Origin of the sequence: Nocardia sp. NPDC056952 (assembly GCF_042674185.1) — a bacterium.
Classification (GTDB): Bacteria; Actinomycetota; Actinomycetes; order Mycobacteriales; family Mycobacteriaceae; genus Nocardia.
In genome coordinates, this window is the sequence record NZ_JBHURA010000001.1 from 1,068,068 (window position 1) to 1,093,925 (window position 25,858).

At 68.1% G+C, this 25,858-nt stretch carries 26 protein-coding genes; 16 read left to right on the forward strand and 10 right to left on the reverse strand.

Going from position 1 to position 25,858, the window contains the following annotated elements:
• Positions 1 to 121: 121 nt before the first annotated feature.
• On the forward strand, positions 122 to 1,882 hold the full coding sequence (gene arc / locus ACFTS5_RS04745; protein WP_056809924.1) for a proteasome ATPase: 1,761 nt from the start codon (positions 122 to 124) through the stop codon (positions 1,880 to 1,882).
• Positions 1,883 to 2,179: 297 nt separating this feature from the next.
• On the opposite strand, the gene ACFTS5_RS04750 is transcribed toward arc, so the two are convergent.
• A complete protein-coding gene (locus tag ACFTS5_RS04750; protein ID WP_378627416.1) occupies positions 2,180 to 2,860 on the reverse strand; it encodes a peptidylprolyl isomerase in 681 nt (226 codons plus the stop codon).
• Between the two features lie 140 nt (positions 2,861 to 3,000).
• A complete protein-coding gene (locus ACFTS5_RS04755; protein WP_378627417.1) occupies positions 3,001 to 4,122 on the reverse strand; it encodes a methyltransferase in 1,122 nt (373 codons plus the stop codon).
• Between the two features lie 235 nt (positions 4,123 to 4,357).
• On the opposite strand from ACFTS5_RS04755, the gene ACFTS5_RS04760 reads away from it, so the two are divergent.
• The gene (locus ACFTS5_RS04760) at positions 4,358 to 4,996 is read left to right on the forward strand and encodes a TetR/AcrR family transcriptional regulator (protein WP_378627420.1); all 639 of its coding nucleotides are present in this window, start codon (positions 4,358 to 4,360) and stop codon (positions 4,994 to 4,996) included.
• Entirely contained in the window at positions 4,993 to 6,498 is a 1,506-nt protein-coding gene (locus ACFTS5_RS04765) for a glycosyltransferase family 39 protein (protein ID WP_378627422.1), read from the forward strand. The genes ACFTS5_RS04760 and ACFTS5_RS04765 overlap by 4 nt, the downstream gene beginning before the upstream one ends.
• A 119-nt stretch (positions 6,499 to 6,617) precedes the next feature.
• Here the strand turns inward: ACFTS5_RS04765 and ACFTS5_RS04770 are convergent, their stop codons facing one another.
• Positions 6,618 to 8,012 carry a PLP-dependent aminotransferase family protein gene (locus ACFTS5_RS04770; RefSeq protein WP_378627424.1) on the reverse strand — a complete coding sequence of 465 codons (1,395 nt, stop codon included), beginning with the start codon at positions 8,010 to 8,012 and terminating at the stop codon, positions 6,618 to 6,620.
• A gap of 122 nt (positions 8,013 to 8,134) precedes the next feature.
• On the opposite strand from ACFTS5_RS04770, the gene ACFTS5_RS04775 reads away from it, so the two are divergent.
• Genes ACFTS5_RS04775 through ACFTS5_RS04805 form a run of 7 tightly spaced genes read left to right on the forward strand, consistent with a single transcriptional unit; the run spans position 8,135 to position 15,244 of the window.
• Entirely contained in the window at positions 8,135 to 8,974 is an 840-nt protein-coding gene (locus tag ACFTS5_RS04775; protein ID WP_378627425.1) for a nitrilase-related carbon-nitrogen hydrolase, read from the forward strand.
• The gene (gene hydA / locus ACFTS5_RS04780; RefSeq protein WP_378627428.1) at positions 8,974 to 10,392 is read left to right on the forward strand and encodes a dihydropyrimidinase; all 1,419 of its coding nucleotides are present in this window, start codon (positions 8,974 to 8,976) and stop codon (positions 10,390 to 10,392) included. Before ACFTS5_RS04775 ends, hydA begins: the two co-directional genes overlap by 1 nt.
• Before the next feature lie 28 nt (positions 10,393 to 10,420).
• Complete coding sequence (locus ACFTS5_RS04785; protein ID WP_378627430.1) at positions 10,421 to 11,464, forward strand: TIGR03842 family LLM class F420-dependent oxidoreductase; 1,044 nt, start codon at positions 10,421 to 10,423, stop codon at positions 11,462 to 11,464.
• Positions 11,465 to 11,495: 31 nt separating this feature from the next.
• Positions 11,496 to 12,440, forward strand: coding sequence for an ABC transporter permease (locus ACFTS5_RS04790; protein ID WP_378627432.1), 945 nt, complete (start codon positions 11,496 to 11,498; stop codon positions 12,438 to 12,440).
• Between the two features lie 47 nt (positions 12,441 to 12,487).
• Positions 12,488 to 13,327, forward strand: coding sequence for an ABC transporter ATP-binding protein (locus tag ACFTS5_RS04795; RefSeq protein ID WP_378627434.1), 840 nt, complete (start codon positions 12,488 to 12,490; stop codon positions 13,325 to 13,327).
• Positions 13,324 to 14,088 carry an ABC transporter permease gene (locus ACFTS5_RS04800; RefSeq protein ID WP_378627436.1) on the forward strand — a complete coding sequence of 255 codons (765 nt, stop codon included), beginning with the start codon at positions 13,324 to 13,326 and terminating at the stop codon, positions 14,086 to 14,088. Before ACFTS5_RS04795 ends, ACFTS5_RS04800 begins: the two co-directional genes overlap by 4 nt.
• 13 nt (positions 14,089 to 14,101) lie before the next feature.
• Positions 14,102 to 15,244: an ABC transporter substrate-binding protein gene (locus ACFTS5_RS04805; RefSeq protein ID WP_378627437.1), complete on the forward strand. Its 1,143-nt coding sequence runs from the start codon at positions 14,102 to 14,104 to the stop codon at positions 15,242 to 15,244.
• A gap of 51 nt (positions 15,245 to 15,295) precedes the next feature.
• Here ACFTS5_RS04805 and ACFTS5_RS04810 read toward each other — a convergent pair whose 3' ends face one another.
• On the reverse strand, positions 15,296 to 15,799 hold the full coding sequence (locus tag ACFTS5_RS04810) for a nitroreductase/quinone reductase family protein (RefSeq protein WP_378627439.1): 504 nt from the start codon (positions 15,797 to 15,799) through the stop codon (positions 15,296 to 15,298).
• 58 nt (positions 15,800 to 15,857) lie between these two features.
• Here ACFTS5_RS04810 and ACFTS5_RS04815 point away from each other — a divergent pair, with 58 nt between their 5' ends.
• Positions 15,858 to 16,226, forward strand: a complete 369-nt coding sequence (locus ACFTS5_RS04815) for an arsenate reductase family protein (RefSeq protein WP_378627441.1) — start codon at positions 15,858 to 15,860, stop codon at positions 16,224 to 16,226.
• 1 nt (position 16,227) lies between these two features.
• Here the strand turns inward: ACFTS5_RS04815 and ACFTS5_RS04820 are convergent, their stop codons facing one another.
• The 5 genes from ACFTS5_RS04820 to ACFTS5_RS04840 all read right to left on the reverse strand — a co-directional run bounded on the left by ACFTS5_RS04820 (position 16,228) and on the right by ACFTS5_RS04840 (position 20,134).
• Positions 16,228 to 16,779, reverse strand: a complete 552-nt coding sequence (locus ACFTS5_RS04820) for an NUDIX domain-containing protein (protein WP_378627443.1) — start codon at positions 16,777 to 16,779, stop codon at positions 16,228 to 16,230.
• A 91-nt stretch (positions 16,780 to 16,870) separates the two neighbouring features.
• Positions 16,871 to 17,755, reverse strand: coding sequence for a membrane protein insertase YidC (yidC, locus tag ACFTS5_RS04825; RefSeq protein WP_378627445.1), 885 nt, complete (start codon positions 17,753 to 17,755; stop codon positions 16,871 to 16,873).
• A gap of 93 nt (positions 17,756 to 17,848) precedes the next feature.
• Positions 17,849 to 18,148: a DUF6412 domain-containing protein gene (locus ACFTS5_RS04830; RefSeq protein ID WP_378627447.1), complete on the reverse strand. Its 300-nt coding sequence runs from the start codon at positions 18,146 to 18,148 to the stop codon at positions 17,849 to 17,851.
• Positions 18,149 to 18,230: 82 nt separating this feature from the next.
• Positions 18,231 to 19,244 carry a DUF4873 domain-containing protein gene (locus ACFTS5_RS04835; RefSeq protein WP_378627448.1) on the reverse strand — a complete coding sequence of 338 codons (1,014 nt, stop codon included), beginning with the start codon at positions 19,242 to 19,244 and terminating at the stop codon, positions 18,231 to 18,233.
• Entirely contained in the window at positions 19,241 to 20,134 is an 894-nt protein-coding gene (locus ACFTS5_RS04840; RefSeq protein WP_378627450.1) for a diiron oxygenase, read from the reverse strand. Before ACFTS5_RS04840 ends, ACFTS5_RS04835 begins: the two co-directional genes overlap by 4 nt.
• Before the next feature lie 110 nt (positions 20,135 to 20,244).
• Here ACFTS5_RS04840 and ACFTS5_RS04845 point away from each other — a divergent pair, with 110 nt between their 5' ends.
• Entirely contained in the window at positions 20,245 to 20,970 is a 726-nt protein-coding gene (locus ACFTS5_RS04845) for a TetR/AcrR family transcriptional regulator (protein ID WP_378627451.1), read from the forward strand.
• 1 nt (position 20,971) lies between these two features.
• Here the strand turns inward: ACFTS5_RS04845 and ACFTS5_RS04850 are convergent, their stop codons facing one another.
• Entirely contained in the window at positions 20,972 to 22,153 is a 1,182-nt protein-coding gene (locus tag ACFTS5_RS04850; RefSeq protein ID WP_378627453.1) for a DUF418 domain-containing protein, read from the reverse strand.
• 148 nt (positions 22,154 to 22,301) lie between these two features.
• On the opposite strand from ACFTS5_RS04850, the gene dop reads away from it, so the two are divergent.
• The 4 genes from dop (at position 22,302) to prcA (ending at position 25,727) form a co-directional block, all read left to right on the forward strand.
• The gene (gene dop / locus ACFTS5_RS04855) at positions 22,302 to 23,801 is read left to right on the forward strand and encodes a depupylase/deamidase Dop (protein WP_378627455.1); all 1,500 of its coding nucleotides are present in this window, start codon (positions 22,302 to 22,304) and stop codon (positions 23,799 to 23,801) included.
• 119 nt (positions 23,802 to 23,920) lie between these two features.
• The gene (locus ACFTS5_RS04860) at positions 23,921 to 24,115 is read left to right on the forward strand and encodes a ubiquitin-like protein Pup (protein WP_019047503.1); all 195 of its coding nucleotides are present in this window, start codon (positions 23,921 to 23,923) and stop codon (positions 24,113 to 24,115) included.
• Positions 24,112 to 24,957 carry a proteasome subunit beta gene (prcB, locus tag ACFTS5_RS04865; protein ID WP_378627456.1) on the forward strand — a complete coding sequence of 282 codons (846 nt, stop codon included), beginning with the start codon at positions 24,112 to 24,114 and terminating at the stop codon, positions 24,955 to 24,957. Before ACFTS5_RS04860 ends, prcB begins: the two co-directional genes overlap by 4 nt.
• Positions 24,954 to 25,727, forward strand: coding sequence for a proteasome subunit alpha (prcA, locus tag ACFTS5_RS04870; RefSeq protein ID WP_301901013.1), 774 nt, complete (start codon positions 24,954 to 24,956; stop codon positions 25,725 to 25,727). The genes prcB and prcA overlap by 4 nt, the downstream gene beginning before the upstream one ends.
• Positions 25,728 to 25,858 lie beyond the last annotated feature (131 nt).

Sequence of the window (25,858 nt, forward strand, 5' to 3'; positions counted from 1 at the left end):
CAAATGTGTGGTTGATGTCGTACCGACCGTACAAGATGTGATCACGACGAAACCATGTCGGAAAGCGAGAACGGACCGCGCCCGGTAGCGTTGATAGACCGGGACTGGGAGGAGCAGCATCATGAGCCCCAACGAGAATTCGGATTCGGCGGCCTGGCGAGAGCTCGAGGCGGTACGCGCCGAGTCGGCTGCTCTTCGCAGGCAACTCGCCGATTCGCCGGATCGCGCACGCGAATTGGAAGCCAGGATCGATTCGCTGACCATCCGCAACGGCAAGTTGATGGACACGCTCAAAGAAGCGCGCCAGCAGCTGATCGCGTTGCGCGAGGAAGTCGATCGTCTCGGCCAGCCGCCGAGCGGATACGGCATCGTCATCCACGCCTACGAGGATCAGACGGTCGACGTCTTCACCTCCGGTCGCAAGATGCGCCTCACCTGCTCGCCCAACATCGACGCCGACGCACTGGAATACGGCCAGACCGTGCGCCTCAACGAGGCACTCACCGTCGTCGAGGCCGGAAATTTCGACGCCATCGGCGAAATCGGCACGCTGCGTGAGATTCTCGACGACGGCAGACGCGCGCTCGTGGTCGGTCACGCCGACGAGGAGCGGGTGGTGTGGCTGTCGGGTCCGCTGTCCAAGATCGCCGAATACGACGACATGGCAGACCCCGATTCGCCGATTCGCAAACTGCGCCCGGGTGATTCGCTGCTGGTCGACACCAAGGCGGGCTTCGCGTTCGAGCGCGTTCCCAAGGCCGAGGTCGAAGACCTTGTGCTGGAAGAGGTTCCCGACGTCGACTACACCGACATCGGTGGCCTCGGCCGTCAGATCGAGCAGATCCGCGACGCGGTGGAACTGCCGTTCCTGCACAAGGATCTGTTCCGTGAGTACGCGCTTCGCCCGCCCAAGGGTGTGCTGCTCTACGGTCCCCCCGGGTGCGGTAAGACGCTGATCGCCAAGGCGGTGGCCAACTCCCTCGCCAAGAAGATCGCCGAATCGCGTGGTCAGGATGCCAAGGAAGCCAAGTCGTTCTTCCTCAACATCAAGGGCCCCGAGCTGCTCAACAAGTTCGTCGGCGAGACCGAGCGTCACATTCGGATCATCTTCCAGCGTGCGCGCGAGAAGGCCTCCGAGGGCACCCCGGTGATCGTGTTCTTCGACGAGATGGACTCGATCTTCCGCACCCGTGGTTCCGGTGTCTCCTCCGATGTGGAGACCACCGTTGTGCCGCAGCTGCTTTCGGAGATCGATGGCGTGGAGGGCCTCGAGAACGTCATCGTGATCGGTGCGTCCAACCGCGAGGACATGATCGACCCCGCGATCCTGCGGCCGGGCCGTCTCGATGTGAAGATCAAGATCGAGCGCCCCGACGCGGAGTCGGCGCAGGACATCTTCTCGAAGTACCTCACCGAGACGCTGCCGCTGCACGAGAGCGATCTGCGCGAGTTCGACGGCGACAAGCAGGCGTGCGTCGAGGCGATGATCGAGAAGGTCGTCGAGCGGATGTACGCCGAGAGCGACGACAACCGGTTCCTGGAGGTCACCTACGCCAACGGTGACAAGGAAGTCCTGTACTTCAAGGACTTCAACTCCGGCGCGATGATCCAGAACATCGTCGACCGGGCGAAGAAGTACGCGATCAAGTCGGTGCTCGACACGGGTAACCCGGGTCTGCGGATTCAGCACCTGTTCGACTCGATCGTCGACGAGTTCGCCGAGAACGAGGACCTGCCCAACACCACCAATCCCGATGACTGGGCCCGGATCTCGGGCAAGAAGGGTGAGCGGATCGTTTACATCCGCACGCTCGTCACCGGCAAGAACGCCTCGGCCAGCCGGGCGATCGACACCGAGTCCAACACCGGTCAGTACCTGTAGTCACGATCTGCGAAGGCCGCGTCCCGGTGGGGCGCGGCCTTCGCGTTTCTGTTCACTTTTTTTCACCGAAACGCTGCGCGGTGGCAAGTGAATAGGGCACGCTTCACTTGTTCGTTTCACCTGATGAGGACTTACGAGGAGCGTTGTCATGGCCGGTTCCGCCGCTGAATTGCTGACCGAGATCATCCTGCAGACCATCCAGAACCTGTTCAGTTCGATCAGCGCCGGCTGATCGAACCAGCCTGCTGCGACGAGGGCCGCGTCTCCCGAAACGGGAGGCGCGGCCCTCGTCGTGGATCAGCCCTGTGTGGTGGTCACGGCGTTGAAGACCACATCCGCCACCGGGGTGCCGTCGGCGCCGCCACCCGCGACGCCGGCGTTGGCGACGTTGGTCAGGGCGTCCAGGCCCTCGGTGATGGTGCCGAAGGGGGTGTAGTTCGGGGGCAGCTGGGTGTCGCGGTAGACCAGGAAGAACTGGCTGCCGTTGGTGCCGGGGCCCGCGTTGGCCATCGCGACGGTGCCCGCCGGGTAGACCGCGCCCGCGAGGTTCTCGTCGGTGAACTTGTAGCCGGGGCCGCCCATGCCGGTGGCGGTGGGGTCGCCGCACTGGAGCACGAAGATGCCCTGGGTGGTGAGCCGGTGGCAGCGGGTGTGGTCGAAGTAGCCCTCGCCCGCGAGGAAGGCGAAGGAGTTCACCGTGCGCGGGGCGGCGGCGGCATCGAGCGCGATCGTGACTGTGCCGCAGGTGGTTTCGAGGGTCGCGGTGTGGCTCGCCGCGGTGTCGATGGTGAGCGCCGGTTCGGTCGGCCACTGCTTGCCGTTGGGCTGACCCGCCGCGGCGGGTGTGCAGCCGGGGATCACTGCCTGACGCATCGGTGCGGTCTGCGCGGCGGGGGCGAGTGCCACCAGGGCGGCCGCGGCGATGCCGACGCCGACGAGCGCGCGAATGAAGGGTCGGTCCTGCGAAATGCTGGTCACCTTGGCGGGATCTCCTCGAGAGCGGGTGCTACCGGACGATGTACCGCGCATCCTGCCAGCCGCACCGGCTCGCGTGGGGACAGACCACCGGATCCGGACCGCTCGTCGTGTGATCGACACAGAATCCTGTGCTTTCGGGACTAGCGGGCCCGCAACCGCCACAGCGTGGTCGTCTCGGCGGTGCGGGCCGCGGCGAGGGGGTCGTCGCGATCGGTCGCGCGGGGATGGCGCGGCCGCGTGGTGAGCTTGCCGAGCACGTACAGGCCCGCGTCGTCGAGCAGGCGTGGGATGTGGTCGGCCGGGCGCAGGCCGAGCAGTTCGGCGAGGTCGGACAGCACCAGCCAGCCCTCGCCGTGGGGGGTGAGGTGCGCGCGCAGGTCGCGGGCGAATTCGGTGAGCATCGACTGATCCTGGTCGTAGACACCACGTTCCAGATCCGAAGTCGGTACGCCGGGTAGCCAGGGCGGATTGCACACCACGAGATCGGCGCGGCCGGGCGGGTACAGGGCGGGTCCGGTCACGGCGATCATCCGGCCGAAACCGAGCCGTTCGGCGTTGTCCTTCGCGCACCGCAACGCCCGCGGGTTGATGTCGGTGGCGACGATCTCGGGAACGCCGCGGGTGGCGAGCAGCGCGGCCAGCACGCCGGTGCCGGTGCCGAGATCGAACGCGGTGCGGATCTCGGGATCCAGTGGCGCGTCGGCGACGAGATCGACGTATTCGCTTCGGGTGGGCGAGAACACGCCGTATCCGGGATACACCCGCGCTCCGAGCGCGGGGACTTCGACACCCTGTTGCTGCCAGCGATAGGCGCTCACCACACCGAGTAGTTCGGTGAAGGTGACCACGCGTTCGGCGTCCGCCGGACCGTACGCCGCCTCGCACGCCGCCGCCACATCGGGAGCCCGGCGCAGCTCGAGCTCGTAGCCCTTGCCCAGCCGGATCAGGAGACTGCCGAGAATGCCCGCCCGTGCGCGCCTTCGGATTCGCTCGTGTTCGTAGAGCGCGCCGAGATCGCCGCCGGCGGGCTTCTTCGCCGGCTTGCGATCGGCGCGCCGGCCCAGCGCCTGTAACAGTTGGCGACCATTGTTGTAATCGCCCTGCCACAGCAGCGCCTCACCGGCCATGATGCGGCGATACGCGTGATCGGCCGAGAGCCGGTCGTCGGCGGTGGAGACGGCGCGCGGTGCGGGCGCGCCGTTCTCCGAATGCCAGACGGCGGAGTGCTGACTGTGGTCTTCGGTCCAGGCGATGGTGGACACGGGCTGCTCCCGGTGATCGACGGTACTGGTGACTCGAATACGCCGACGCCGGACGCGACGGCCTATTCTCGGTCGGTCGCTACGGCGTGGGAACGCGCGCGACCGCGTCGCCGAGTGCCATGTCGAGCGTCACCACTGCTGCCTTTCCGGGGGAGGGGTCCCTCATTCTGCCGTATCGGCCCAGGCTGACGTCATCTAGGGCGCGGTTACAGGCCGATCGTGCTAAATTCTGACCATGCGGCCAGAAAACAAGCCGGATGGACAACAGCGCTCGTTCATCGAGGAAGCGCGACGGCGCCAGATCATCGCGGCCACCGTCGAAGTGATCTCCGAGGTCGGGTACGGCAACGCGTCGCTGGCCCGGATCGCCGAGCACGCCGGCATCTCCAAGGGCGTGATCTCCTACCATTTCGACGGCAAAGACGAGCTGATGTCACAGGTCGTGACGCAGCTGTTCGTCTCCGGTGCCGAGTTCATGTCGCCGATCCTCACCGCCGCGATCGCCGACGGCTACCGTGCCGTCCTGCACGCCTACCTGTCGTCGAATCTGCAATTCATCGACGACAACAAGAGCTACGTCGCCGCTGTCGGCGACATCGTGCTCAATCTGCGCGGCCCGGACGGTTCGCTGCGATTCGACACCCCCGACGGTGACCGGGAGATCATCGCGCCGCTGGTCTCGGCGCTGGCCGAGGGGCAGCGCGCCGGCGAGTTCGGCGATTTCGACCCGACCGTGCTGGCGCGTCTGATCCGGGACTCGATCGACGGAATCGCGAACCGGGCGGTGCGGGAAACCGATTTCGATGTGCGCCACTACCGCACGCATCTCATCGAGATGTACGACGCGGTGACGAGGAAGGACGACGACCGATGACAACGACGACGGAATCAACCCAACCCGATGCGGTACGGGAGGTTCCGCCGTTCGCGGTGCTCGGCGTCGGCGCGATCGCGCTGGTGGCCGCGGTCGGACTGTTCGCCGTGCTCGGGCAGTACGGCTTCTTCGGCGACGAGTTGTACTTCCTCGCGGCGGGCGGGCGCCACCTGGCGGTCAGCTACGCCGACCAGGGCCCGCTACTGCCGCTGATCGCTCGGCTGATGGATTCGATCGCACCCGGTTCGCTGGTGGCGCTGCGACTTCCGGCCCTGCTGATCACGGTGGCCGGCATCGTGCTCGCCGCGGCGATCGCGCGGGAAATCGGCGGCGGACGCGGCGCGCAGCTGATCAGCGCGGTCGCCTACGCGACGTCACCGTTCCTGTTCGTGCAGGGCAGCCAGCTCTCCACCAATGCGATCGACGGACCGCTGTGGGTGCTCATCACCTGGCTGCTCGTGCGCTGGGTCCGGACTCGCGCCGATGTGCTGCTGATCATGGCCGGGGTCGTCACCGCGATCGACATGCAGGTCAAATGGCTCATCCCGTTCTTCTGGATCTGCGTCGGAATCAGCGTGCTCGTCTACGGCCCACGCGATCTGTTGCGCAGGCCCGCGCTGTGGATCGGCGCCGCGATCACCGCGGTCGCGATGGTGCCCAGCCTGCTGTGGCAGGCGGCGAACGGATGGCCGCAGCTCGCGATGGGCGGTGTGGTCAGTGCCGAGCAGGAGATGATCGGCGGGCGGTTGATCTTCGTGCCGGTCGCGCTGCTCGCGGCGGGGCTGCTCGGCGCGATCCTGCTGGTTTACGGCACGATCCGGTTGTTTCGCGCGGAATCCCTTCGCCCCTACCGGTTCTTCGGGCTGGTGGTCGTCCTGCTCGTGGTCGCGTTCGTGGCGACCGGCGGGCGGCCCTACTACGCCGTCGGCATCTATCCGATCGCGATGGCGGCCGGGGCGGTCGGGCTGGTCGAGGTGAGGGCCACGTGGCAGCGGATTGCCGCGGTTCCGGTGATCGGACTCTCGGTCGCGCTCGCCGCGTGGTCGCTGCCCTGGCAGCCGGAGTCCTCGATCCCGCCGAGCACCGGTGGCGCGGACCTGCTGCTGCACGGCAAGTTCGGCTGGTCCGACCTGGCCGCGTCGACCGACCTCGCGTACCGGACACTGTCACCGGCCGAGCGCACGCACGCGGTGATCGTCGCCGAATCCTATTGGCAGGCGGGGGCTCTCGAGACCTATCGGCAGCAGTACGGCTGGCCCGCGGTGTACAGCCCGAGTCGCGGGTACGGCTATCTCGGCACTCCGCCGGACACGGCGTCCACGGTGGTCTATGTCGGCGCGCAGCACGAGGAGTTGCGCGCGCACTTCGGATCGGTGACGCCGATCGGCCGGGCCGACGCCCGGCTCGGCTACGCGGGCGCCACCCGTGATGTGACGATCTGGCGCTGCGAACTGCCGGTCCGACCGTGGTCGCAGCTGTGGACCGACCTGCGTGAGATGTAGCACCACAACGCGACCGCGTACGGCCTCCCGTCGGAATCGGCGGACGGAGTGGGCCGCCGGCCGGGGCGGCCGGTGGGCCCAGCCCACCAGGCCGTCGCCGCGCCAGGCGTGATCAGCGTTCAGGATCTGCGGATGCGCCGGTAGGTCGGGGTGGCGGTGGCCGCGGCGGCGAGTTCGGCGGCGAGCCAAGCGATGTCGGTGTCGCCGAGTGCGCCCAGCGTCAGGCGCAGATGGTCGCCGACGGGCCGCTCGCCCGCTTCGAACGGGCCGCCCGGCGCGGCCTTGATGCCCGCGGCGGCGAGGCTGATCATCGCGGCGTTCTCGTCGGAGACCGGGAGCCAGATATTGATGCCGTCGCCCGCGGCCACGACGACATCGTGACGGGCCAGCGCGCGGCGCAGAACGGTGGCGCGCCTGCGGTATTCGAGGCGCGCGCCCGCGACGGTGGCACGAGCCCCGGCATCGTGGAGCATCGTCAACAGCACGCGCTGTAGTAGCCGGCTGGACCACCCGGGCCCGAGCATCCGGCGTTCGACCACCGGATCCAGCAGTGCCGCGGGCCCTCCCGCGACGGCCAGCCGCAGATCGGCGCCGTGGGACTTGGAATAGGAGCGGATGTAGACCCCGCGATCGGGGAATCGCGCGGCCAGGGAGCGCAGCGGGGTGGTCGCGATGCCCGCGGAGTGGTCGTCCTCGATGATCAGCGCCGGGTACGAGCGCAGTATCGCCGCCAGTTCGCGGACTCTGGCCGCGCCGAGGGAGGCGCCGGTCGGGTTGTTGGCACGCGGTTGCAGGATCACCGCGCGCGGCGCCGGTCCGTCGAACGCGCGCGCGAATTCCTCGGGCCGGAAGCCGGATTCGTCGAGACGGACGGCGATCGGACGTGCGCCGAGGCGGGCGAGCAGGTCGAGAAACGGCGGGAAGCACGGATCCTCGACGATCACCGGATCACCGAAGCTCACGTGGGCGGCAAGGAGTCGGTCCACCGCGTCGAGGGCGCCGTCGAGGACGGTCAGCCGTTCGCACGGCCACGGCCAGTCGGTACGCAGCGCTTCGGCGAGTGCGGGCAGCACCGCCTCGCCGAGATAGTGCGCCGAGAGATCGCCCGGCGCGGTGTCGCGCGAGAGCGCGTGCAGGGCGGCGGCCAGGTCGGGCAGCAGCGCCGGATCGGGGGTGCCGTGCGACAGGTCGACGCGAAAGGCGTTGTCGGAGTGCGAGTGCAGGCGCTGATACCGGCCGATCGGTGCCTCGTGTTTCTCCCCGACGAAGGTGCCCGCCCGTCCGCGCGCGGTGATCGCGCCGGTCGCGGCCAGGGCGCGCCAGGCCTGGCTGACGGTGGCGGGGGACACCCGGAGTTCGCGGGCCACCTCGCGCACGGTGGGCAGTCGGGTACCGGGAGCGAGTGCGCCCGAGCGGATGCGGCGACCGATCGCGGCGGCGATCCCGGCGGCGGTTCGTTCGTCGAGGTCCCCGGCGAAGTCCGCGGGCAGTGCGGTCGGCGAGGCTTCGGTCATTGACTCATTCTGCGGGGTTGCGCGCGGCCGATCCGGGGTGCGCGCCAACGTTTACGGCACCGAAACTGTTTCCGCGCTCTTGTAACACAACAGAATCAGTTGTAGGTGCAGTATAACAAAGCATGGGAATCGTCAGAGCGGCGCTCGTCCAGACCACCTGGACCGGTGACAAAGAATCAATGACCACGGCGCACGAGGACTACGCACGGGAGGCGGCGGCGCAGGGTGCGCAGGTGATCTGCTTCCAGGAGCTGTTCTACGGCCCGTATTTCTGCCAGCTACAGGACACCAAGTTCTACGAGTACGCCGAATCGGTACCGGGCCCGACGACGGAACGGTTCGCCGCTCTGGCCGCCGAGCTGAACATGGTGATGGTGTTGCCGGTGTACGAGCGTGAGATGGACGGGCTGCTCTACAACACGGCGGCTGTGATCGACGCCGATGGCTCCTACCTGGGCAAATACCGTAAGCACCACATCCCGCAGGTGACCGGATTCTGGGAGAAGTTCTACTTCCGGCCGGGCAATCTCGGCTGGCCGGTATTCGACACCGCGGTCGGCAAAGTAGGCGTCTATATCTGTTACGACCGCCATTTCCCGGAGGGCTGGCGAGCGCTCGGCCTCGCGGGCGCCGAAATCGTGTTCAATCCCTCGGCGACGTCGAGGGGGCTTTCCAGCTATTTGTGGAAACTCGAGCAGCCGGCCTCGGCGGTGGCCAACGAGTATTACGTCGGTGCGATCAACCGGGTCGGCATCGAGAGCGAATACGGCGACGACGACTTCTACGGCACGAGCTATTTCGTCGACCCCGAGGGGAAGTTCGTCGGCGAGGTCGCCTCCGACACTTCGCCGGAATTGGTTGTCCGTGATCTCGATATGGATCTGATCAAGATCGTGCGCGACAGATGGGCGTTCTATCGCGACCGTCGCCCGGAGGCCTACGGACCGTTGGTGACCCCCTGATGCGTACCTTCATCCACGGCGGGACCGTGGTGAGCGCCACCGGGTCCCAGCTGCTCGACGTGCTGATCGACGACGAGACGATTGTCGCTGTCCTGCAACCGGGTTCGACCGCGCTCGGCGCTGATCTGGCGGCCGACGCGGATACGGTGATCGACGCGACCGGCAAGTACGTGATCCCCGGCGGTGTCGACGGGCACACGCACATGCAGCTGCCGTTCGGCGGCACCGAGGCCAGCGACACCTTCGAAACCGGGACCAGGGCAGCGGCCTGGGGCGGCACCACCACGATCGTCGACTTCGCGGTGCAGAAGCCGGGCCAGCGGGTGCAGGACACCCTCGCGGAGTGGCACGGCAAGGCCGCCGGGCGGTGCGCGATCGACTACGGCTTCCATCAGATCATCGGCGATGTCAACGACGAATCCCTCAAGGGGATGAGCGAACTCGTCAGCGAAGGCGTCACCAGCTTCAAGCTGTTCATGGCCTATCCGGGGGTATTCTACTCCGACGACGGCCAGATCCTGCGTGCCATGCAGTCCGCGGGCGACCTCGGCGCGCTGATGATGATGCACGCGGAGAACGGCATCGCCATCGACGTCCTCGTCGAACAGTCTCTCGCCCGCGGTGACACCTCGCCCTACTTCCACGGCACCAGCCGTCCGTGGCAGATGGAAGAGGAGGCCACCCATCGCGCGATCATGCTGGCGCAGTTGACCGGTGCCCCGCTGTATGTGGTGCACGTATCGGCGAAACAGGCGATGCAGCAGATCGTCACCGCGCGTGACAACGGGCAGAACGTGTTCGCCGAGACCTGTCCGCAGTACCTGTACCTCTCACTCGAAGAACAGCTGGGCGCACCGGGTTTCGAGGGTGCCAAGTGGGTCTGCTCGACACCGCTGCGCTCGCGCGCCGAGGGACATCAGGACGAGCTGTGGCGCTTCATCCGCACCGGTGACGTCACCGCGGTGAGCACCGACCACTGCCCGTTCTGCATGAAGGACCAGAAAGAGCTCGGTGTGGGCGATTTCAGCAAGATCCCGAACGGGATCGGCGGGGTCGAGCACCGGATGGATCTGCTGTTCCAGGGTGTCAAGGACGGGCGGATCTCGCTCGAACGCTGGGTGGAGGTCTGCTGCACCACCCCGGCCCGGATGTTCGGTATGTACCCGCGCAAGGGCGTGATCAGCCCGGGTGCCGACGCCGATGTCGTGATCTACGACCCCAACGGGCACACCAGCATCGGCCTCGGCAAGACCCACCACATGAACATGGACCACTCGGCGTGGGAGGGCTTCGAGATCGACGGACACGTCGACACCGTCCTGTCACGCGGCCGGGTGATCGTCGACGACGGCGCCTACCACGGTCGCGCCGGGCACGGCCGGTTCCTCCGGCGCGGCCTGTCACAGAACCTGCTGTAGAAACCAACTGCCGAAACGGAGAGTGCCGATGGACATCGGAGTCGTCCTGCAGTGCACACCACCCTCGTCGCGGGTGATCGAACTGGCCAGAGTGGCCGAAACCCACGGGTTCTCGCACGTGTGGACCTTCGACTCGCACCTGCTCTGGCAGGAGCCCTATGTGATCTACAGCCAGATCCTGGCCGCCACCCGGAAGGTGACCGTGGGGCCCATGGTCACCAACCCGGCCACCCGGGACCAGACGGTGACCGCGTCCGTGTTCGCCACGCTCAACGAGATGTTCGGTAACCGCACGATCTGCGGCATCGGGCGTGGTGACTCGGCGGTCCGCACCGTCGGGAACAAGCCGACGACGTTGGCCACCCTGCGCGAATCGGTGGAGGTGATCAGGGAACTGGGCAACGGTCGCAGCGCCCGCGTCGGTGACGTCGAGGTGCGATTCCCGTGGGCCGCCGATTCGCGGCTCGAGGTGTGGGTGGCCGGATACGGGCCCAAGGCACTCGAGCTCACCGGGCAGGTCGCCGACGGGTTCATCCTGCAACTCGCCGACCCCGACATCACCGCATGGACCATCGGCAGGGTGCGTGCGGCGGCAGCGGCGGCAGGCCGAGATCCACTGTCGGTGAAGATCTGTGTCGCCGCGCCCGCCTACGTCACCGACGGATCGCAGGCCGCCCTGGAACACGCCCGTGACCAGTGTCGCTGGTTCGGCGGCATGGTCGGCAACCACGTCGCCGACATCGTCGCGAAATACGGTACGGGCGGCGATGTTCCGGCGGCGCTGACCGACTACATCGCCGGCAGGCAGGGCTACGACTACAACCAGCACGGGCGGGCGGGCAACACGCATGCCGATTTCGTCCCCGACGAGATCGTGGACCGGTTCTGCCTGATCGGGACCCCGGACGAGCAGCTCACCCGGTTGTGGGAGCTCGAGCAGCTCGGCGTCGGCCAATTCGCGGTGTATCTGCAGCACGATGCCAAAACGGCCACGCTCGAGGCCTATGGCGAGCAGGTGCTGCCGCGGCTGAATCGGCAGGTCACCGCGATCCGAGCGGCCGGTCTGTCATGATCGCCGGTCAACCGCGGGTGGGAGTGCGCCGATGACCACGGTGACCATCGATCCGGCGACAGCTGTTGTCCCGCAGAAGATCCGAGCCTCCACGCCCGGTCGGACCCGGTTGCTGCGCGCGGTCTACGCGGCGAGCGCGTTCGTGCTCGTGGCGGTGATCTGGGAGCTGGTGAAGGTGCTGGTGCCCGCCGACGGTGTGAGCATCGCGGGCACCCGAGTACTTCCCCGCACCAGCGACGGCGCGCTCCCGCACGTCTGGGCGGTGTTCACCGTGCTCGGCGACCCGGACGGCAAGGGCACCGTCGGCGAGACACTGCTGCGCACGGCGATGTTCACGCTGGGTCTGTCGGTGCTCGCGTTGTTGCTGGGCGCGGTGGTCGGCGTGGCGCTGGCGGTCGCGATGCAGCGCTTCGGCTGGCTCGAACGCGGCCTGCTGCCGTATGTGGTGCTGTCGCAGACGGTTCCGCTGATCGCGCTCGCGCCGCTGGTGGCGGCATGGGGCGGCAAACTGTCCATCGGTGGTGAGCCGTGGCGGCCGTGGATGAGCATCGTGGTGATCGCGGCCTATCTCGCCTTCTTCCCGATCGCCATCGGGATGCTGCGCGGGCTACAGGCGCCGTCGGCGGCCTCGGTCGAATTGATGCGTAGCTGTTCGGCCGGGTGGTGGGCGACGTTGACGCGCCTGCGGTTTCCCGCCGCTGTTCCCTCGTTGATTCCGGCACTACGCCTGGCCGCCGCGGCCGCGGTGATCGGCGCGGTCGTCGCCGAGATCTCCACCGGCACCGCGGGCGGCATCGGGCGGCAGATCATCGTGTTCTCCCAGCAGGCCACCGGCGATTCGGCCCGGCTGTACGCCGCCGTGCTCGCCGCCGCGCTGCTCGGCGTCGTCCTCACCGCGCTGGTGGGTCTGGTGGAGCTGGCGCTACGCCGCTACAGCCACCCGCCGGGCACCGACGCGTCGAGCGAGGGCCGATGAGCGCCGCCGAAACACTCTCCACGACAACGTTTCAGGAAGAAGTACCCATGACCACCTCAGTCGCCGAATCCGGCAGCCCGGGGTCGCCGGTGTCGGCCGCGGTCGAGCTGAGCCATCTCGGCAAGACCTTCGCCGCCGGTGCGGTGACGGCACTGTCGGATGTCTCGCTCACCGTCGCGGCGGGCGAATTCGTCTCGCTCATCGGACCTTCCGGCTGCGGCAAGTCCACCCTGCTGCGGATCGTCGCCGATCTCGAGACGCCCAGCAGCGGCAGTGTCACCGTGCACGGCAAGCCGGCGCGGCAGGCACGGATCGATCAGGACTACGGCATCGCGTTCCAGCAGGCCGGTCTGCTCGACTGGCGCACGGTGGCGGCCAATGTCGAACTGCCCCTGGAATTGCACAAGGTGCCGAAGGCGCAGCGCAGGGCGCGCAGTGCCGAACTGCTCGCCATGGCCGGGCTCAGCGAGTTCGCCGACCGGTATCCGGCCGAACTGTCCGGCGGCATGCAACAGCGCGTCGCGATCGCCCGCGCGCTGGCTCGCAAACCGTCGCTGCTGCTGATGGACGAACCGTTCGGTGCGCTCGACGAGATGACCAGGGAACGCATGCAGGGCGAGTTGCTGCGCATCGCGGGGGAGACCGGCGCCGCCGTCGTGTTCGTCACCCACTCGATTCCCGAGGCGGTGTACCTGTCGGACCGGGTGGTGGTGCTGTCCGCACGACCGGGCCGGATCAGCGACATCGTGGCGACCGGCGGCTGGGATCGCGAGGCGGGCACCGATGTGCGGGCGTCCGCGCAGTTCTTCGCCGCCGTCGCCGCGGTGCGCGCGGCCCTGCGCGGCGAGCACGACGACACCGCCGTGGCGGGACGGGACCTGCGATGAAGACCTGGTTGCCGCCGGTATTGGTCGGCATCGTCGTCCTCGCGCTGTGGCAGGTGCTCACCGTGGTGGCGGGCGTGCCCTCGTTCCTGCTTCCCGCGCCCAGCGCGATCGCCACCCAGTTCGGCGAGAACGCGGGCCGGATCCTGGAGGCCTCGCTCGCCACCGGCACGAACGCGCTGATCGGGTTCGTCGCCGGGACGGTACTCGCCCTGGCCGCCGCCGTTCTCGCGGTGCGATTCGGCGTGATCGACGGGCTGCTCACGCCGCTGGCCGCCGCCGCTGCCGCGGTACCGATCGTGGCGCTGGCACCACTGCTGAACTCGATGTACTCCACCACCACCGAGACGCCGCGACGGCTCGTGGTCACCATCGTCGTGTTCTTCCCGGTCTTCGTCAGCACCGCTCGCGGACTGCGGCAGGTGCCGAAGGTGCAGGCCGACCTGATGACCTCCTACGCCGCGTCGGGATGGCAGATCACCCGCACCGTGCGCCTGCCCGCCGCGCTGCCGCACCTGTTCACCGGACTGCGGATCGCGGCACCCGGCGCGGTCATCGCGGCCATCATCGCCGAGTACTTCGGCGGCCTGCAGAACGGACTCGGCAGCCGGATCACCTCCGCCGCGGCCAATACCGCCTATCCGCGGGCCTGGGCCTATGTCGTCGGCGCGATGTGCGTGGGCCTGGTGTTCCTGGCCGCCGTGCTGCTGCTCGAACAACTCACCCGTCGACCCCGAACCCCACTGCTGTCCACGATCCGATGAGGGAGATCAATCCATGACCGAGACCGCACTCCGGTTGCGCACCGCGCTGGCGGTGGCCGCCGTGGCCGCCGCCGCGCTGACCGGCTGTAGTACCACCGACAGTGGCTCCGAGACCACCGCCGACGGCCTCACCAAGGTGACCCTGCAGCTGCAATGGTTCAAACAGGGGCAGTTCGCGGGCTACCTGGCCGCGGTGGACCAGGGGTTCTACAAGGAGCAGGGCCTGTCGGTGGAGATCCTCGACGGCGGCACCGACATCGTCCCGCAGACGGTGCTCGCCCAGGGCCAGGCCGACTACGCGGTGGCCTGGGTGCCCAAGGCACTGGCGTCGCGGGAGGCGGGCGCCGGGATCACCGAGATCGCTCAGATCTTCCAGAAGTCGGGCACCAAGCAGGTTTCGTTCAAGTCCGAGAACATCGCCGGGCCCGCCGCGCTGCGGGGCAAGACCGTCGGAAACTGGGGCTACGGCAACGAATTCGAGCTCTTCGCCGGGATGACCAAGGCGGGCATCGATCCGGCCAAGGACGTGAAACTGGTCCAGCAGCAGTTCGACATGAACGCCTTCCTCGCCAAGGACATCGCCGCCGCCCAGGCCATGTCCTACAACGAGTACGCCCAGCTGCTCGAAACCAAGAATCCGGCCACCGGAAAGCTCTACACCGCAGACGATTTCAACACCATCGACTGGAACGACGAAGGTGTGGCCATGCTGCAGGACGCGCTGTGGGCCAACACCGAGAAGCTGAAGGACAGCAAGTACCAGGATCAGACGGTGAAGTTCCTGACCGCCTCGCTCCAGGGCTGGGCGTTCTGCCGCGACAACCTCGACAAGTGCCGCGACATCACCGTCGCCGCGGGCGCCACACTCGGCGCCGGGCACCAGCAGTGGCAGATCAACGAGGTGAACAAGCTGATCTGGCCCTCACCCGCGGGCATCGGCACCATCGACGAGACCGCATGGGATCGCACGGTCTCGATCGCCAAGAACACCAAGAACGCCGAGGGCGCAACGGTTCTCACCAAAGACCCCGATGCCGACGCCTACACCACCGAGTATGTCACCAAGGCGCTCGACCGATTGAAGGCCGCGGGCGTGGACGTGACGGGTGCGAGCTACCAGCCCGCGCAGGTCACCCCCACCGAGGGCGGTAAGTAGTCACCCCCACGCGACGGTCCATCGCACGGCCGATGGATCGTCGCCGTGTGTTCAGAGCGGAGTCAGGCCGATGACCACACCGCCCTGCTGCCAGGTCTGGTAGATGTCGGCCTCGGACGGTTGGCCGTCGGGGAGGTAGCCGATGCCGTTGAACTTCGCGTTCTGCTTGTTGTCGCGCGCGATCACCGCGAACAGCTCCAGGACGTGCTGTTCGTCGGTGTACACGGTGGCGGTGAAGGTTTCGGGTGCGCCGCCCCGCGACAGGCGCACCTGCGCGCCGCCCTGGAGATTCTTCACCCACGGTCGCAGCGCGGTGCCGATCAGCAAGTCGCCGCCGTGCACGGTGTAGGCCACCGGGACGTCGTAGACGACGCCGGATCTGCGTCCGACAACATGCAGGGTGGCCAGCCGTTTGCCGACGATGCCGGACAGCACCGGCACCTTCAGCAGGCCGCGGATGAGGGTATTGAGCTGGGATTGGAAGGAGCGGATCGGCTCGGGGCCGGTGGTCGTCGGTGTGCCGTAAGGGTTTTCGGGAGACGCGGAATCGCTCATGATCCCAGTATCGCCACGTGCGAGCGTGCCCGCAGTGCAGGTGACCTACGCTGCGAAGATGACATCTGGGCAGACCGAGATCTGGCACAACCCGCGCTGCACGAAGAGCCGCAACGCCACCGCGCACCTCGACGCGGCCGGCGTGGAATACACCGTGCGCCGCTACCTCGATGATCCCCCGACTGTCGAGGAACTGCGAGCGGTGCTCACGCGGCTGGGCGCGCAGCCGTGGGATATCACCCGCACCGGGGAGCAGATCGCCAAGGATCTCGGAATGGCGGAATGGGGGCGCACCGAGGCCGATCGGGACCGGTGGCTGAATGCTCTGGCGCAGCATCCGACGCTGATCCAGCGGCCCATCGTGCTCACCGCCGACGGCGGTGCGGTGGTGGCCCGCGACGAGCAATCGCTGCGCGCGCTCGACTGAGTCAGGGTCGCGAGCCGTCGTCGCCGATGAGCAGGCCGTCCAGGACTGCCCGCGTGTCGGGAACGAACGGCCATGCCGGATCACGCAGGTGCGCACGCAGTTCGGCATCGGTCCACCACCAGCCGTCCGCGATCTCGGACGGCTGGTGGACGAACGGACCGTCGCAACGGTACTCGTACCCGAACAGGTGGCAACGCAGCGCGCGGCCCGCCCAGCCGCCGTCCCAGGACGCGGTGGCGCGCAACGGAAGTACCGTGCCGGACGGGACGACGATGCCCAGCTCCTCGCGAAGTTCGCGGATCGCGGTGTCGGACGGGTTCTCACCGGCGTCGACCACCCCGCCCGCGAGGCAGTCGTGCATGCCCGCGAAGACGAGTTTGGTGTCGGTGCGCCGGTGGACGTACACGCGCATTCCGTCGGACGATCGCACGAGAACGCCCGCGCTCGCGTGCCACAGGCCGTCGCGGTAGACGGTGCCCCGATCGGCCTCGCCGATCACCAGCCCCTCGGCGTCGTAGACGGCGAGCAGTTCGTCTTCCGGATTCGCTGACACCGCCCGAGGGTAGCCGCCGGGAGCCCTGACCGGCGCGCGGTCATCGGCCGCGAGTGCGGGGCATCACGGTCCCCGCATCTCGGCCTGTGATTCACCGTTTCCGGCGCTGTGGCTTCACCCCCGGCCGCGGAGCGGCGGCTCGGGCCGCCGTGGTGACCAGCGCCTTCTTCGCGGATTCCTCGGCGGCCAGAGTGCGCCGGATCAGGTACTGCTGGCCGCAGGTCCACAGCGCGTTGGTGGCGAAATAGGTGAGCACGACGACAGGCAGGACGGCGCCGCTGACGAGCGCACCCGCCGGGAACACCCACAGCGACCAGGTGCGCATGATCGCGGCCGTGCTGTTGTCCGCGACCGCCGGGGTGAGCCGGGCCGTGAAGTGCGTGGCGAGGGCGGCGATCAGCACCAGCGGGATGGCGAGCGCCGCGACCGCGACGACAACCTCACCCGCGCCGGACAGGGTCGCCGACAGCGGTGCGCCGAACAATCTGGCATCGAGGAACGCGCGGACCTCGGGTGCGCCGAACAGGTAGTTGGCGGTGGCGTTGTTGACCTCGACCGGCAGCGGGCTGTCCGTCGAGGTGAACGGGCCGACCGCGTAGGCGCCGGTCCGGTCGAACGAGCGCAACACGTGGAACAGGCCGAGGAAGACCAGCCCCTGCGCGATCAGCGGTCCGAACCCGGCGAACATGCTGACGTTGTGCTCGCGCTGGAGCAGCCGGATCTGCTCGGCCTGGGCGCGCGGGTCGTCGCGGTGGGTGCGGCGAATGGCGTCCATCTGCGGTTGCAGCGAACGCAGGACTTGCTGGGAGCGGGCTTGCCGCAGCGCGGTGCGCACGAGCAACGCGCGGACGGTGACGACCAGCGCGACGACCGCGAGAAGCCAGGCCAGACCACTGGCCGCGCCGAGCGGGATCGCGAAGAGCTGGTGCCAGCACCACAGGACCGCGGACACGGGAAAATAGACGAAATCGAGCATGACGGGACGACCTGTCCGTGCAGCGTGCGCGAACGCACGAAAGGGGAATGGGATCACGGGATCCGACAGGCGGCGCCGACGGCGCGGCACCTGTCAGAGGTGATCGATCCCCGGAGCTCGTGGACGTGGCCGCCCGGCGGCATCCGGATTGCTCTGTCGCAGAAAGGAACCGCGCAGGCGGCGCTGTGCCGACCGCGGTGGACCCACACTCGCGACCCGGACAGGCAGGTGACTGCGGCCGGTGATCGCGACCAGCGCACACACCATCGCGGCGGCGACCGCACCGAACGCGAGCATGCGGGTGGCCTCGCCGCCCGGTGTGGAGATGAGCACGAAGGCGGGCAGCACGCACGCGAGAACCGCGTACGCCACCACCATTGCCCGTGCCTGCATGTCACCGATCATACCGACGCTGGAAGGTGCCGGTGGTTGCCCGCGGAGTCCGACAGCCCACTCGCCGTGCGTGGGCGTGGCTCTACGTCTCGAGCGCGAAGGGCGGGGTGCCGACACCGGTGACACGGAGATTGCCCCACGGGTCGCGTTCGGTGAGGTTCGCTGCCGCGGGTTCGCGGCCCGGCAGGACGAGTAGGGCGCAGGCTCGCGTCGGGTCGGGGAGCGAAGTGGACTCGGCGGGGTCGAGGCGGCCGTACCAGTGGTAGCGGCCGTCGATCGGGTCGGTATGGCCGGTGAGGGTGGCGATGACGGGATACTCGGCGCCGGGTAGATCCAGGACGGCAGGCCCGGCGTAGTCGTGATCCGAGTGTCGGTCGGCGGCGACGGTGATGTCGAAGTGGTGGGGTTTCGGGCGGCCCGGGCGACGTGTGCTCAGGGTCGGATCGAGCAGGCGGTGGTATTCGTGCTGGGTGCTGGCTCGCACTTCGATCCGGGTGCCTGATTGCCGCTGCAGAGCGCGGACCCAGGTGGCGATGAGATCGATGCGGACCGACTGGGCGCCCGGCGGCTCCTCGACGGCGAGCTCGGTATTGCCGACGAAGAACAGGTTCGGGAAGCCATGGGTCGCGATCCCGCGAAAGGTGACCGGAGCGTGCGACCACGCCGCGTCGAGCGTGCGAGCCTCACGTCCCGTCACCGGTAGTCGGACGCCGGACGCTGTCGCGGGCAGGGCGCCGCGGTGACGGTGTGCGGATTCCGATGCGGCGCCGGCCCGCAGGCGCCAGGTGGTGTCGGCGGCCAGAATCACCACCCTCGCCTGGGCGGGCGCGTTCCCGGCCGAGTGGATCAGCCAGTGGTCCCCGGCCTCGTCGAAAACGAGTTCGCTGATATCGGCCAGCCGCCGGGGGACCGGCCGATCCTCGCGAGACAGCCATCTGCGCGGTGCCGTCCACGGTGTCCGGCGCTGTCCGCCGACCGGAGATCGGGACGCATTGCCCGCTGAAACCGGTTCGTAGACACATATTCCGGCGATTCCGGCCGCTCGCAGCCGCCGCACGATCGCCCGGGATTCGGTCCCGATGACCGCGACGCTCACAGCAGACCCACCGCCCGCCACCGCCTGCGCCCGGCCGATCCGATCAGTCCGTGCTGACCCAGGAACGTCACCAGCTCCGCCGCCCCGGTTGCCCTGGATTCCCGCGCGACCGGATTACGAAGTGCCGCACGACGTGCCTGTCGACCGTCGAGGCCGGCGCGAATGTACATGTGCCGGTTGGTGATCAGCGACACGAACAGCGGTCCGGCCACCGCCACACACAGGCGGATATAGGCCCGCTCACCGGCCGACATCGCGGGCACGCGCCGCGCCAGCGCGTCCCTGGCGAAGCCGATGTGGCGTGCCTCCTCGGTGACGTGGATGCGCATGGCGCGCGCGACGATCGGCTGCAACTGCGGATCGTCGAGCATCCGTCGCTGCAGGGCGTCGAAGATCTCCTCGCCGACCAGGGCCGCCACCCACACCATCGGGCCGTGCAGCACGGCGGGTAGCGCGGTGATCGCGAGCCGCGCCGCCGGACGCGGCCAGTACGGGCGGGCCTCGACGCGCTCGATGAGTTTGCCGAACATCATCATGTGCCTGCACTCGTCGGCCATCTCGGTGAGCGTGTAGTGCGAGGTCGCGGACGTGGGATCGCCGCGCAGCAGCTCGCGCAGCAGCAGCCGGTTGAGCAGGTTCTCGAACCAGATGCCGACCGAGAGCACATTGGCCAGTTCCTGGCGCGAGAGTTCCCGCTGCTGGTCGGGCGTCATCGCCGCCCACAGGTCGGTCCCGTAGAGCGAGATGACGCGCGGTGGCAGGAACAGCTTCGCCGGGTCGAGGGGTTCGGCCCAGGCGATGTCGACCACCGGGTCGTAGGTTCTTCGCAGCGAGCCGATCAGCAGGCGCTGGGCGAAGGAATCGCGCGGGGAGGCGGTAGCGTTGCGCATCGCGGGCTCACTCTCGGCGGAACGTGCCACGCTAGGTGTTACAGCGTGTATCACCAAGGTTAGTGGAACGTGGTGTCACGGTCAATGCTGGTCCGGGTATCGTTAGCACTGTGACTGCACCATCCGCGCACGCCGATCAGACCGCCGCCGACGGTCGCGCCACCCGCTGGCACGGGCACAAAGAGCGCCGTCGTGCGGAGATGATCGACGCCGCCATCGAGGTGATCGAGGAACACGGTCTCGAGATCTCGGTACAGCTGATCGCCGAGCATCTGGCACTGCCACGGCCGGTGGTCTACCGCCATGTCGGTGGCCGGGCCGAACTCGACGCGCTCTCACGGCAGCGGATCCTGGAACTGCTGCTCGCGGAGTTGCTGCCCGCCCTGCAGTCCGAAGGCACCCTCAAAGAAGCCGTGCGCGGCGCCATCGGCACCTACCTCGGCTGGATCGAGCGCCACCCGAACCTGCACCGCTTCCTCGGCGACGCCGCACCGCAGGGTGCGCCGAGCCTGAGCGGCGCCGGCCGCGCGGTGGGTGGACAGCTCGCCGACATCTTCGCGGCCACCCTGGCCCGCTTCGGCATCGATCCGGCGCGTGGCCGGCCGATGGCGTTCGGCATGGTCGGCCTCGTCGACGGTGTGGTGGCGAGTTGGCGTGCGGAATCGGAGCCGGTGCTGACCAGCGAGCAGGTGCAGGGCATTCTGACCGAGTCGGTGCTGTCGCTGTTCGAGGGCAATGCGCGTAGTCTCGGCGTTCCGCTGCAACGGGATTCGCTCATCGCCGACCTGCTCATCGCGCCGGACGCGGCCCCGCCGCCCGACGAGCGGCTGCGCTGACTCACCCGGCCAGCGCGCGATAGGTCCGATTCCACAGCCACTCCACGGGACCGCGCTCGAAACGCCGCAACCACAGGTGCGCGAAGATGATGATCGCGACGGCCACGGCCAGGTAGATCGCCACCGTGAACGGCACCCTGGCCGAATCCGATACCCGCGCCGCCAGGCCGAAACCCCAGCCGTAGCAGAGGATTCCGGCGATCAGATTCTGCAGGATGTAGCAGCTGAGCGCGGTGCGGCCGACTTCGCTCATTCGTGTGCCCGCGAACCCAAGGCGCGGCCTGCGCAGATAGAACTCCGCGACCGCGGCCAAGATTCCGAGGGCGACGAACGGTGCCGTCGCGTACCGGGCGACGAAGACGAAGTCGCCGCCGCCCGCGATGCCGAGCGTCAGATCCAGCGGCGCGGCGACCGCGAACCCGAGCACCATGAGCCGCCGTCGAATGCGCGCGCCCTCGGGTCGGAAGACGCCCGCCCGGAACAGTCGCGCGCCGAGCAGGAACAGGGCGATCGACATCGGGAACACGAAGATCGCCTCGAGCCGGAAGATCAGCGCGTGGTCGAGGCGGAACAGCACCAGATCCCAGAAGGAGCCGTCCGCGTAGGGATTGGGATCCAGCGGCGCCGATTCGGCGCTGTCCTGCTGTGGCGCGAAGGCCAACGCGGCGGCTATCGACGTCAGCATCGTCACGTGGACCGAGGCGGCGATGATCAGCCAACGGCGTTGCGCTCGTTCGGTTGTCGCGAGTATGTAGGCGACGACGAGGCCGGTCATCGCGTAACCCATCAGGACATCGAACTCGGCGACGAACAGAAAGTTCAGCAGGCCGTCGAGGAACAGCAGCCCCGCGCGGTACGGATATCTGCCGGGCCACGGTCGGCCTGCCCGCTGTGCCGAACCCTGCTGGATGGCCAGGCCGACCCCGAACATCACCGTCAGCAGGCCGAGGAACTTGCCCTGCGCGAGCTGCTGGAGTACCCGCTCGGACCACATCCAGGCGTTCTCGGGGGCCGTGGCGAGCTCGTCGAGGTAGCCGACCATGCCCGCCGGGTTGGTGAAGATCCAGATATTTGTGCCGAGGGTGCCCAGGATCGCGATGCCGCGCAGCACATCCAGCGCGATCAGGCGAGCGGGCCGGGGCGCGACGGGCGCTTCGGTGGTGGGTGCGACGACATCGGTCATGCACCGAGTATCAGCGCGTGAGCGGCCCGGCGGATCGCTCACGAGAACGATTCCGGGGTCCCCCTCTTGGGGGAGGTTGCCGGCCTCCAGCAGCCCCGCTGGGCCGAGATGCGGGTGCGGGTACAGCGCGTCGCCTAGGCTCGACGGTATGCAGCGCATCATCGGAATCGAGGTCGAATACGGCATCTCGACCCCTACGGAGCCGACGGCCAACCCGATCCTCACCTCCACGCAGGCCGTTCTCGCCTATGCCGCCGCCGCGGGAGTGCCGCGAGCCAAGCGCACCCGCTGGGACTACGAGGTGGAATCCCCGCTGCGTGACGCGCGTGGTTTCGACCTCAGCCGGATGAGCGGGCCCGCCCCGGTCATCGACGCCGACGAGGTCGGCGCGGCCAACATGATCCTCACCAACGGCGCCCGGCTCTACGTCGACCACGCCCACCCGGAGTACTCCGCCCCCGAGGTCGTCGACCCGCTCGACGCGGTGATCTGGGACAAAGCGGGCGAGCGGGTGATGGAGGCGGCCGCCCGGCACGCGTCGAGCGTGCCGGGGGCGCCCCGGCTGCAGCTGTACAAGAACAACGTCGACGGCAAGGGCGCGTCCTACGGCACCCACGAGAACTACCTGATGAGCCGCGACACCCCCTTCAGCCACATCATCGCCGGACTGACCCCGTTCTTCGTCTCCCGCCAGGTGATCTGTGGCGCGGGCCGGGTCGGCATCGGTCAATCGGGTGACCACGCCGGTTTCCAGCTGTCCCAGCGTGCCGACTACATCGAGGTCGAGGTCGGCCTCGAGACCACGCTCAAGCGCGGCATCATCAACACCCGCGACGAACCGCACGCCGACGCCGACAAGTACCGGCGGCTGCACGTGATCATCGGTGACGCCAACCTCGCCGAGATGTCGACCTACCTCAAGGTCGGCACCACCGCGCTGGTGCTCGACATGATCGAGGCGGGCGAGGACCTCTCGGAGTTCCAGCTGGCCCGCCCGGTCACCGCCGTGCACCAGATCAGCCACGACCCGACGCTGCGCGCCACCGTCGCGCTGGCCGACGGACGCGAGCTGACCGGCCTTGCGCTGCAACGGCTCTACCACGAGCGCGTCGCCAAGTTCGTCCAGCGCGAAGCCAACGAAGACCCGCGCGTGCTCGACATCATCGACAAGTGGGCGATGGTCCTCGACCTGCTCGAGCGCGATCCGATGGACGCCGCGCACCTGCTCGACTGGCCGGCCAAACTGCGACTGCTCGAAGGCATGCGCACCAGGGAAGGCCTGGGCTGGGCCGCGCCCAAACTGCACCTGATGGACCTGCAGTACTCCGACGTTCGCCTGGACAAGGGGCTCTACAACCGGCTGGTTGCCCGCGGGTCGATGGAGCGGCTCGTCAGCGAACAGCAGGTGCTCGACGCGATGACCAACCCGCCCACCGACACCCGCGCCTACTTCCGCGGTGAGTGCCTGCGACGCTTCGGCGCCGATATCGCCGCCGCCAGTTGGGATTCGGTGATCTTCGATCTCGGTGGCGATTCGCTGGTCCGGATTCCGACGCTGGAACCGCGCCGGGGCACGAAAGCGCACGTCGGCAGGCTGCTCGATGCCTCGCGCACGGCCGCGGAACTGGTCGAGCAGCTCACCCACTGACGCGATCGAGGGGTCGACTGCGCGACAATCCGATCGCTATCGACCACCTTGTCGGATCCGCTCGGTAGGGTTGTGGGACACACACGATCATCGTGATGAGGAAGAGGAGGTCGGCTGCCATGGCACAAGAGCAGACCAAGCGCGCCGGGGGTGGCGACGAGGACGAGGGCCCCGAGGGCGTAGACGCGGCAGGGCAGGAACGCCGCGAGAAGCTCGCGGAGGAAACCGACGACTTGCTCGATGAGATCGATGACGTGCTCGAAGAGAACGCCGAAGACTTCGTGCGGGCATATGTGCAGAAGGGCGGCCAGTGACCCCAGGTGACCCCTTGCGCCTCCACGCGGGGCGGGCTCTCTCCTCGTTCACCGAACATCTCCGCATGCACGCTCCGGACCTGTTGCCCGCCAACAGGTTTCCGGTCTCGGATCTGACCGCGACGAAGGATCTGGCGCCGCACGGCACCACCATCGTCGCGGTCACCTACCGTGGCGGCGTGCTGATCGCGGGCGACCGCAGGGCCACCATGGGCAACCTGCTGGCCAGCCGCGATACCGAGAAGGTGTACATCACCGACACCTTCTCGGCCGCGGGTATCGCCGGTACCGCGGGCATCGCGATCGAGATGGTGCGGCTGTTCGCCGTGGAGCTGGAGTACTACGAGAAGATCGAAGGCGTGCCGCTCACCTTCGACGGTAAAGCCAACAAGCTGTCGAAGATGGTTCGCGACAACCTGCCTGCCGCCATGCAGGGCCTGGCCGCGATCCCGCTGCTGGTCGGTTTCGACGACCAGATTCTCGACCTCGACCGGTCCGGCCGCATCGTGTCCTACGACGTGGTCGGCGGGCGCAGCGAGGAGCGGTTCGGCTACACCGCGGTCGGCTCCGGTTCGACGTTCGCGAAGTCGTCGCTGAAGAAGCTCTACCAGCGCGGCATCGACCAGGACCGGGCGCTGCGGATCGCGGTCGAATCCCTGTTCGACGCCGCCGACGACGACACCGCCACCGGTGGTCCCGACATGCTGCGCGGGATCTACCCGACAGCGGTGGTGATCGACGCCGACGGTGCGGACGAGATCGGTGAGGATCGTCTCGCCGAGATCGCCCGCGGTGTGATCGCCGACCGGGAAGCCGCGGAAGAAGGGGGCGCCGTCCTATGACGCTGCCGTATTACGCCTCGGCCGAGCAGATCATGCGCGACAAGACCGAGCTCGCCCGCAAGGGCATCGGTCGCGGTCGCAGTGTGATCGTGCTGGTCTACGCCGACGGCGTGCTGTTCGTCGCCGAGAACCCCTCGGCGACGTTGCACAAGGTCAGCGAGCTCTACGACCGCGTCGGATTCTCCGCGGTCGGCAAGTACAACGAGTTCGAGGCCCTGCGCCGCGGCGGCATCTTGCAGGCCGACCTCAAGGGTTACCAGTACGACCGGCGCGATGTCACCGGGCGTGGGCTGGCCAACCTGTACGCGCAGACCCTGGGGTCGATCTTCACCGATCAGCTCAAGCCCTACGAGGTGGAGATCTGCGTCGCCGAGGTGGGTTATCCCGAACAGTCACCGACCTCGGTGCTGTACCGGATCACCTTCGACGGGTCCATCGTCGACGAACGCGAGTACGTCGTCATGGGCGGCACCACCGAGCCGATCCTGACCCAGCTCAAAGCCACCTACAAGCCGGGTCTGTCCCTGGACGACGCGTTGAAGGTGGCGATCGGCGCACTGCTGGCCGGTCAGCCCGAAGCCGACAAGGACAAGCGTTCGCTCGGTGAGGCCTCCCTCGAGGTGGCCACGCTCGAGCAGCAGCGGCCGCGCCGGGCGTTCCGCAGGCTGCAGGGCCCCGCCCTGGAGTCGGCGCTGGCCGCGTCGAAGTCCAAGCCCAAGCCGGTCAAAGAGGCGAAGCTGCCCGAACCCGACGACGACGCGGGGAAATAACCCACCGTCACGATCATGATCGGGCCTGCGAATCACACCGGTTCGCAGGCCCGATCTCGTCGTGTGCGCGGAGGTCGTTCGCTGTCCGAATCGTTGTGAACACGTATGCGAATGGGATGTCAGGAGCGCCG

Excerpts from the sequence above, each read along its gene's own strand:
- arc (WP_056809924.1), top strand. The coding sequence starts at position 122 with ATGAGCCCCAACGAGAATTCGGATTCGGCGGCCTGGCGAGAGCTCGAG.
- ACFTS5_RS04760 (WP_378627420.1), top strand. The coding sequence starts at position 4,358 with ATGCGGCCAGAAAACAAGCCGGATGGACAACAGCGCTCGTTCATCGAG.
- ACFTS5_RS04765 (WP_378627422.1), top strand. The coding sequence starts at position 4,993 with ATGACAACGACGACGGAATCAACCCAACCCGATGCGGTACGGGAGGTT.
- ACFTS5_RS04770 (WP_378627424.1), bottom strand. The coding sequence starts at position 8,012 with ATGACCGAAGCCTCGCCGACCGCACTGCCCGCGGACTTCGCCGGGGAC.
- ACFTS5_RS04775 (WP_378627425.1), top strand. The coding sequence starts at position 8,135 with ATGGGAATCGTCAGAGCGGCGCTCGTCCAGACCACCTGGACCGGTGAC.
- hydA (WP_378627428.1), top strand. The coding sequence starts at position 8,974 with ATGCGTACCTTCATCCACGGCGGGACCGTGGTGAGCGCCACCGGGTCC.
- ACFTS5_RS04785 (WP_378627430.1), top strand. The coding sequence starts at position 10,421 with ATGGACATCGGAGTCGTCCTGCAGTGCACACCACCCTCGTCGCGGGTG.
- ACFTS5_RS04790 (WP_378627432.1), top strand. The coding sequence starts at position 11,496 with ATGACCACGGTGACCATCGATCCGGCGACAGCTGTTGTCCCGCAGAAG.
- ACFTS5_RS04795 (WP_378627434.1), top strand. The coding sequence starts at position 12,488 with ATGACCACCTCAGTCGCCGAATCCGGCAGCCCGGGGTCGCCGGTGTCG.
- ACFTS5_RS04800 (WP_378627436.1), top strand. The coding sequence starts at position 13,324 with ATGAAGACCTGGTTGCCGCCGGTATTGGTCGGCATCGTCGTCCTCGCG.
- ACFTS5_RS04805 (WP_378627437.1), top strand. The coding sequence starts at position 14,102 with ATGACCGAGACCGCACTCCGGTTGCGCACCGCGCTGGCGGTGGCCGCC.
- ACFTS5_RS04810 (WP_378627439.1), bottom strand. The coding sequence starts at position 15,799 with ATGAGCGATTCCGCGTCTCCCGAAAACCCTTACGGCACACCGACGACC.
- ACFTS5_RS04815 (WP_378627441.1), top strand. The coding sequence starts at position 15,858 with ATGACATCTGGGCAGACCGAGATCTGGCACAACCCGCGCTGCACGAAG.
- yidC (WP_378627445.1), bottom strand. The coding sequence starts at position 17,755 with ATGCTCGATTTCGTCTATTTTCCCGTGTCCGCGGTCCTGTGGTGCTGG.
- ACFTS5_RS04830 (WP_378627447.1), bottom strand. The coding sequence starts at position 18,148 with ATGCAGGCACGGGCAATGGTGGTGGCGTACGCGGTTCTCGCGTGCGTG.
- ACFTS5_RS04840 (WP_378627450.1), bottom strand. The coding sequence starts at position 20,134 with ATGCGCAACGCTACCGCCTCCCCGCGCGATTCCTTCGCCCAGCGCCTG.
- ACFTS5_RS04850 (WP_378627453.1), bottom strand. The coding sequence starts at position 22,153 with ATGACCGATGTCGTCGCACCCACCACCGAAGCGCCCGTCGCGCCCCGG.
- dop (WP_378627455.1), top strand. The coding sequence starts at position 22,302 with ATGCAGCGCATCATCGGAATCGAGGTCGAATACGGCATCTCGACCCCT.
- ACFTS5_RS04860 (WP_019047503.1), top strand. The coding sequence starts at position 23,921 with ATGGCACAAGAGCAGACCAAGCGCGCCGGGGGTGGCGACGAGGACGAG.
- prcA (WP_301901013.1), top strand. The coding sequence starts at position 24,954 with ATGACGCTGCCGTATTACGCCTCGGCCGAGCAGATCATGCGCGACAAG.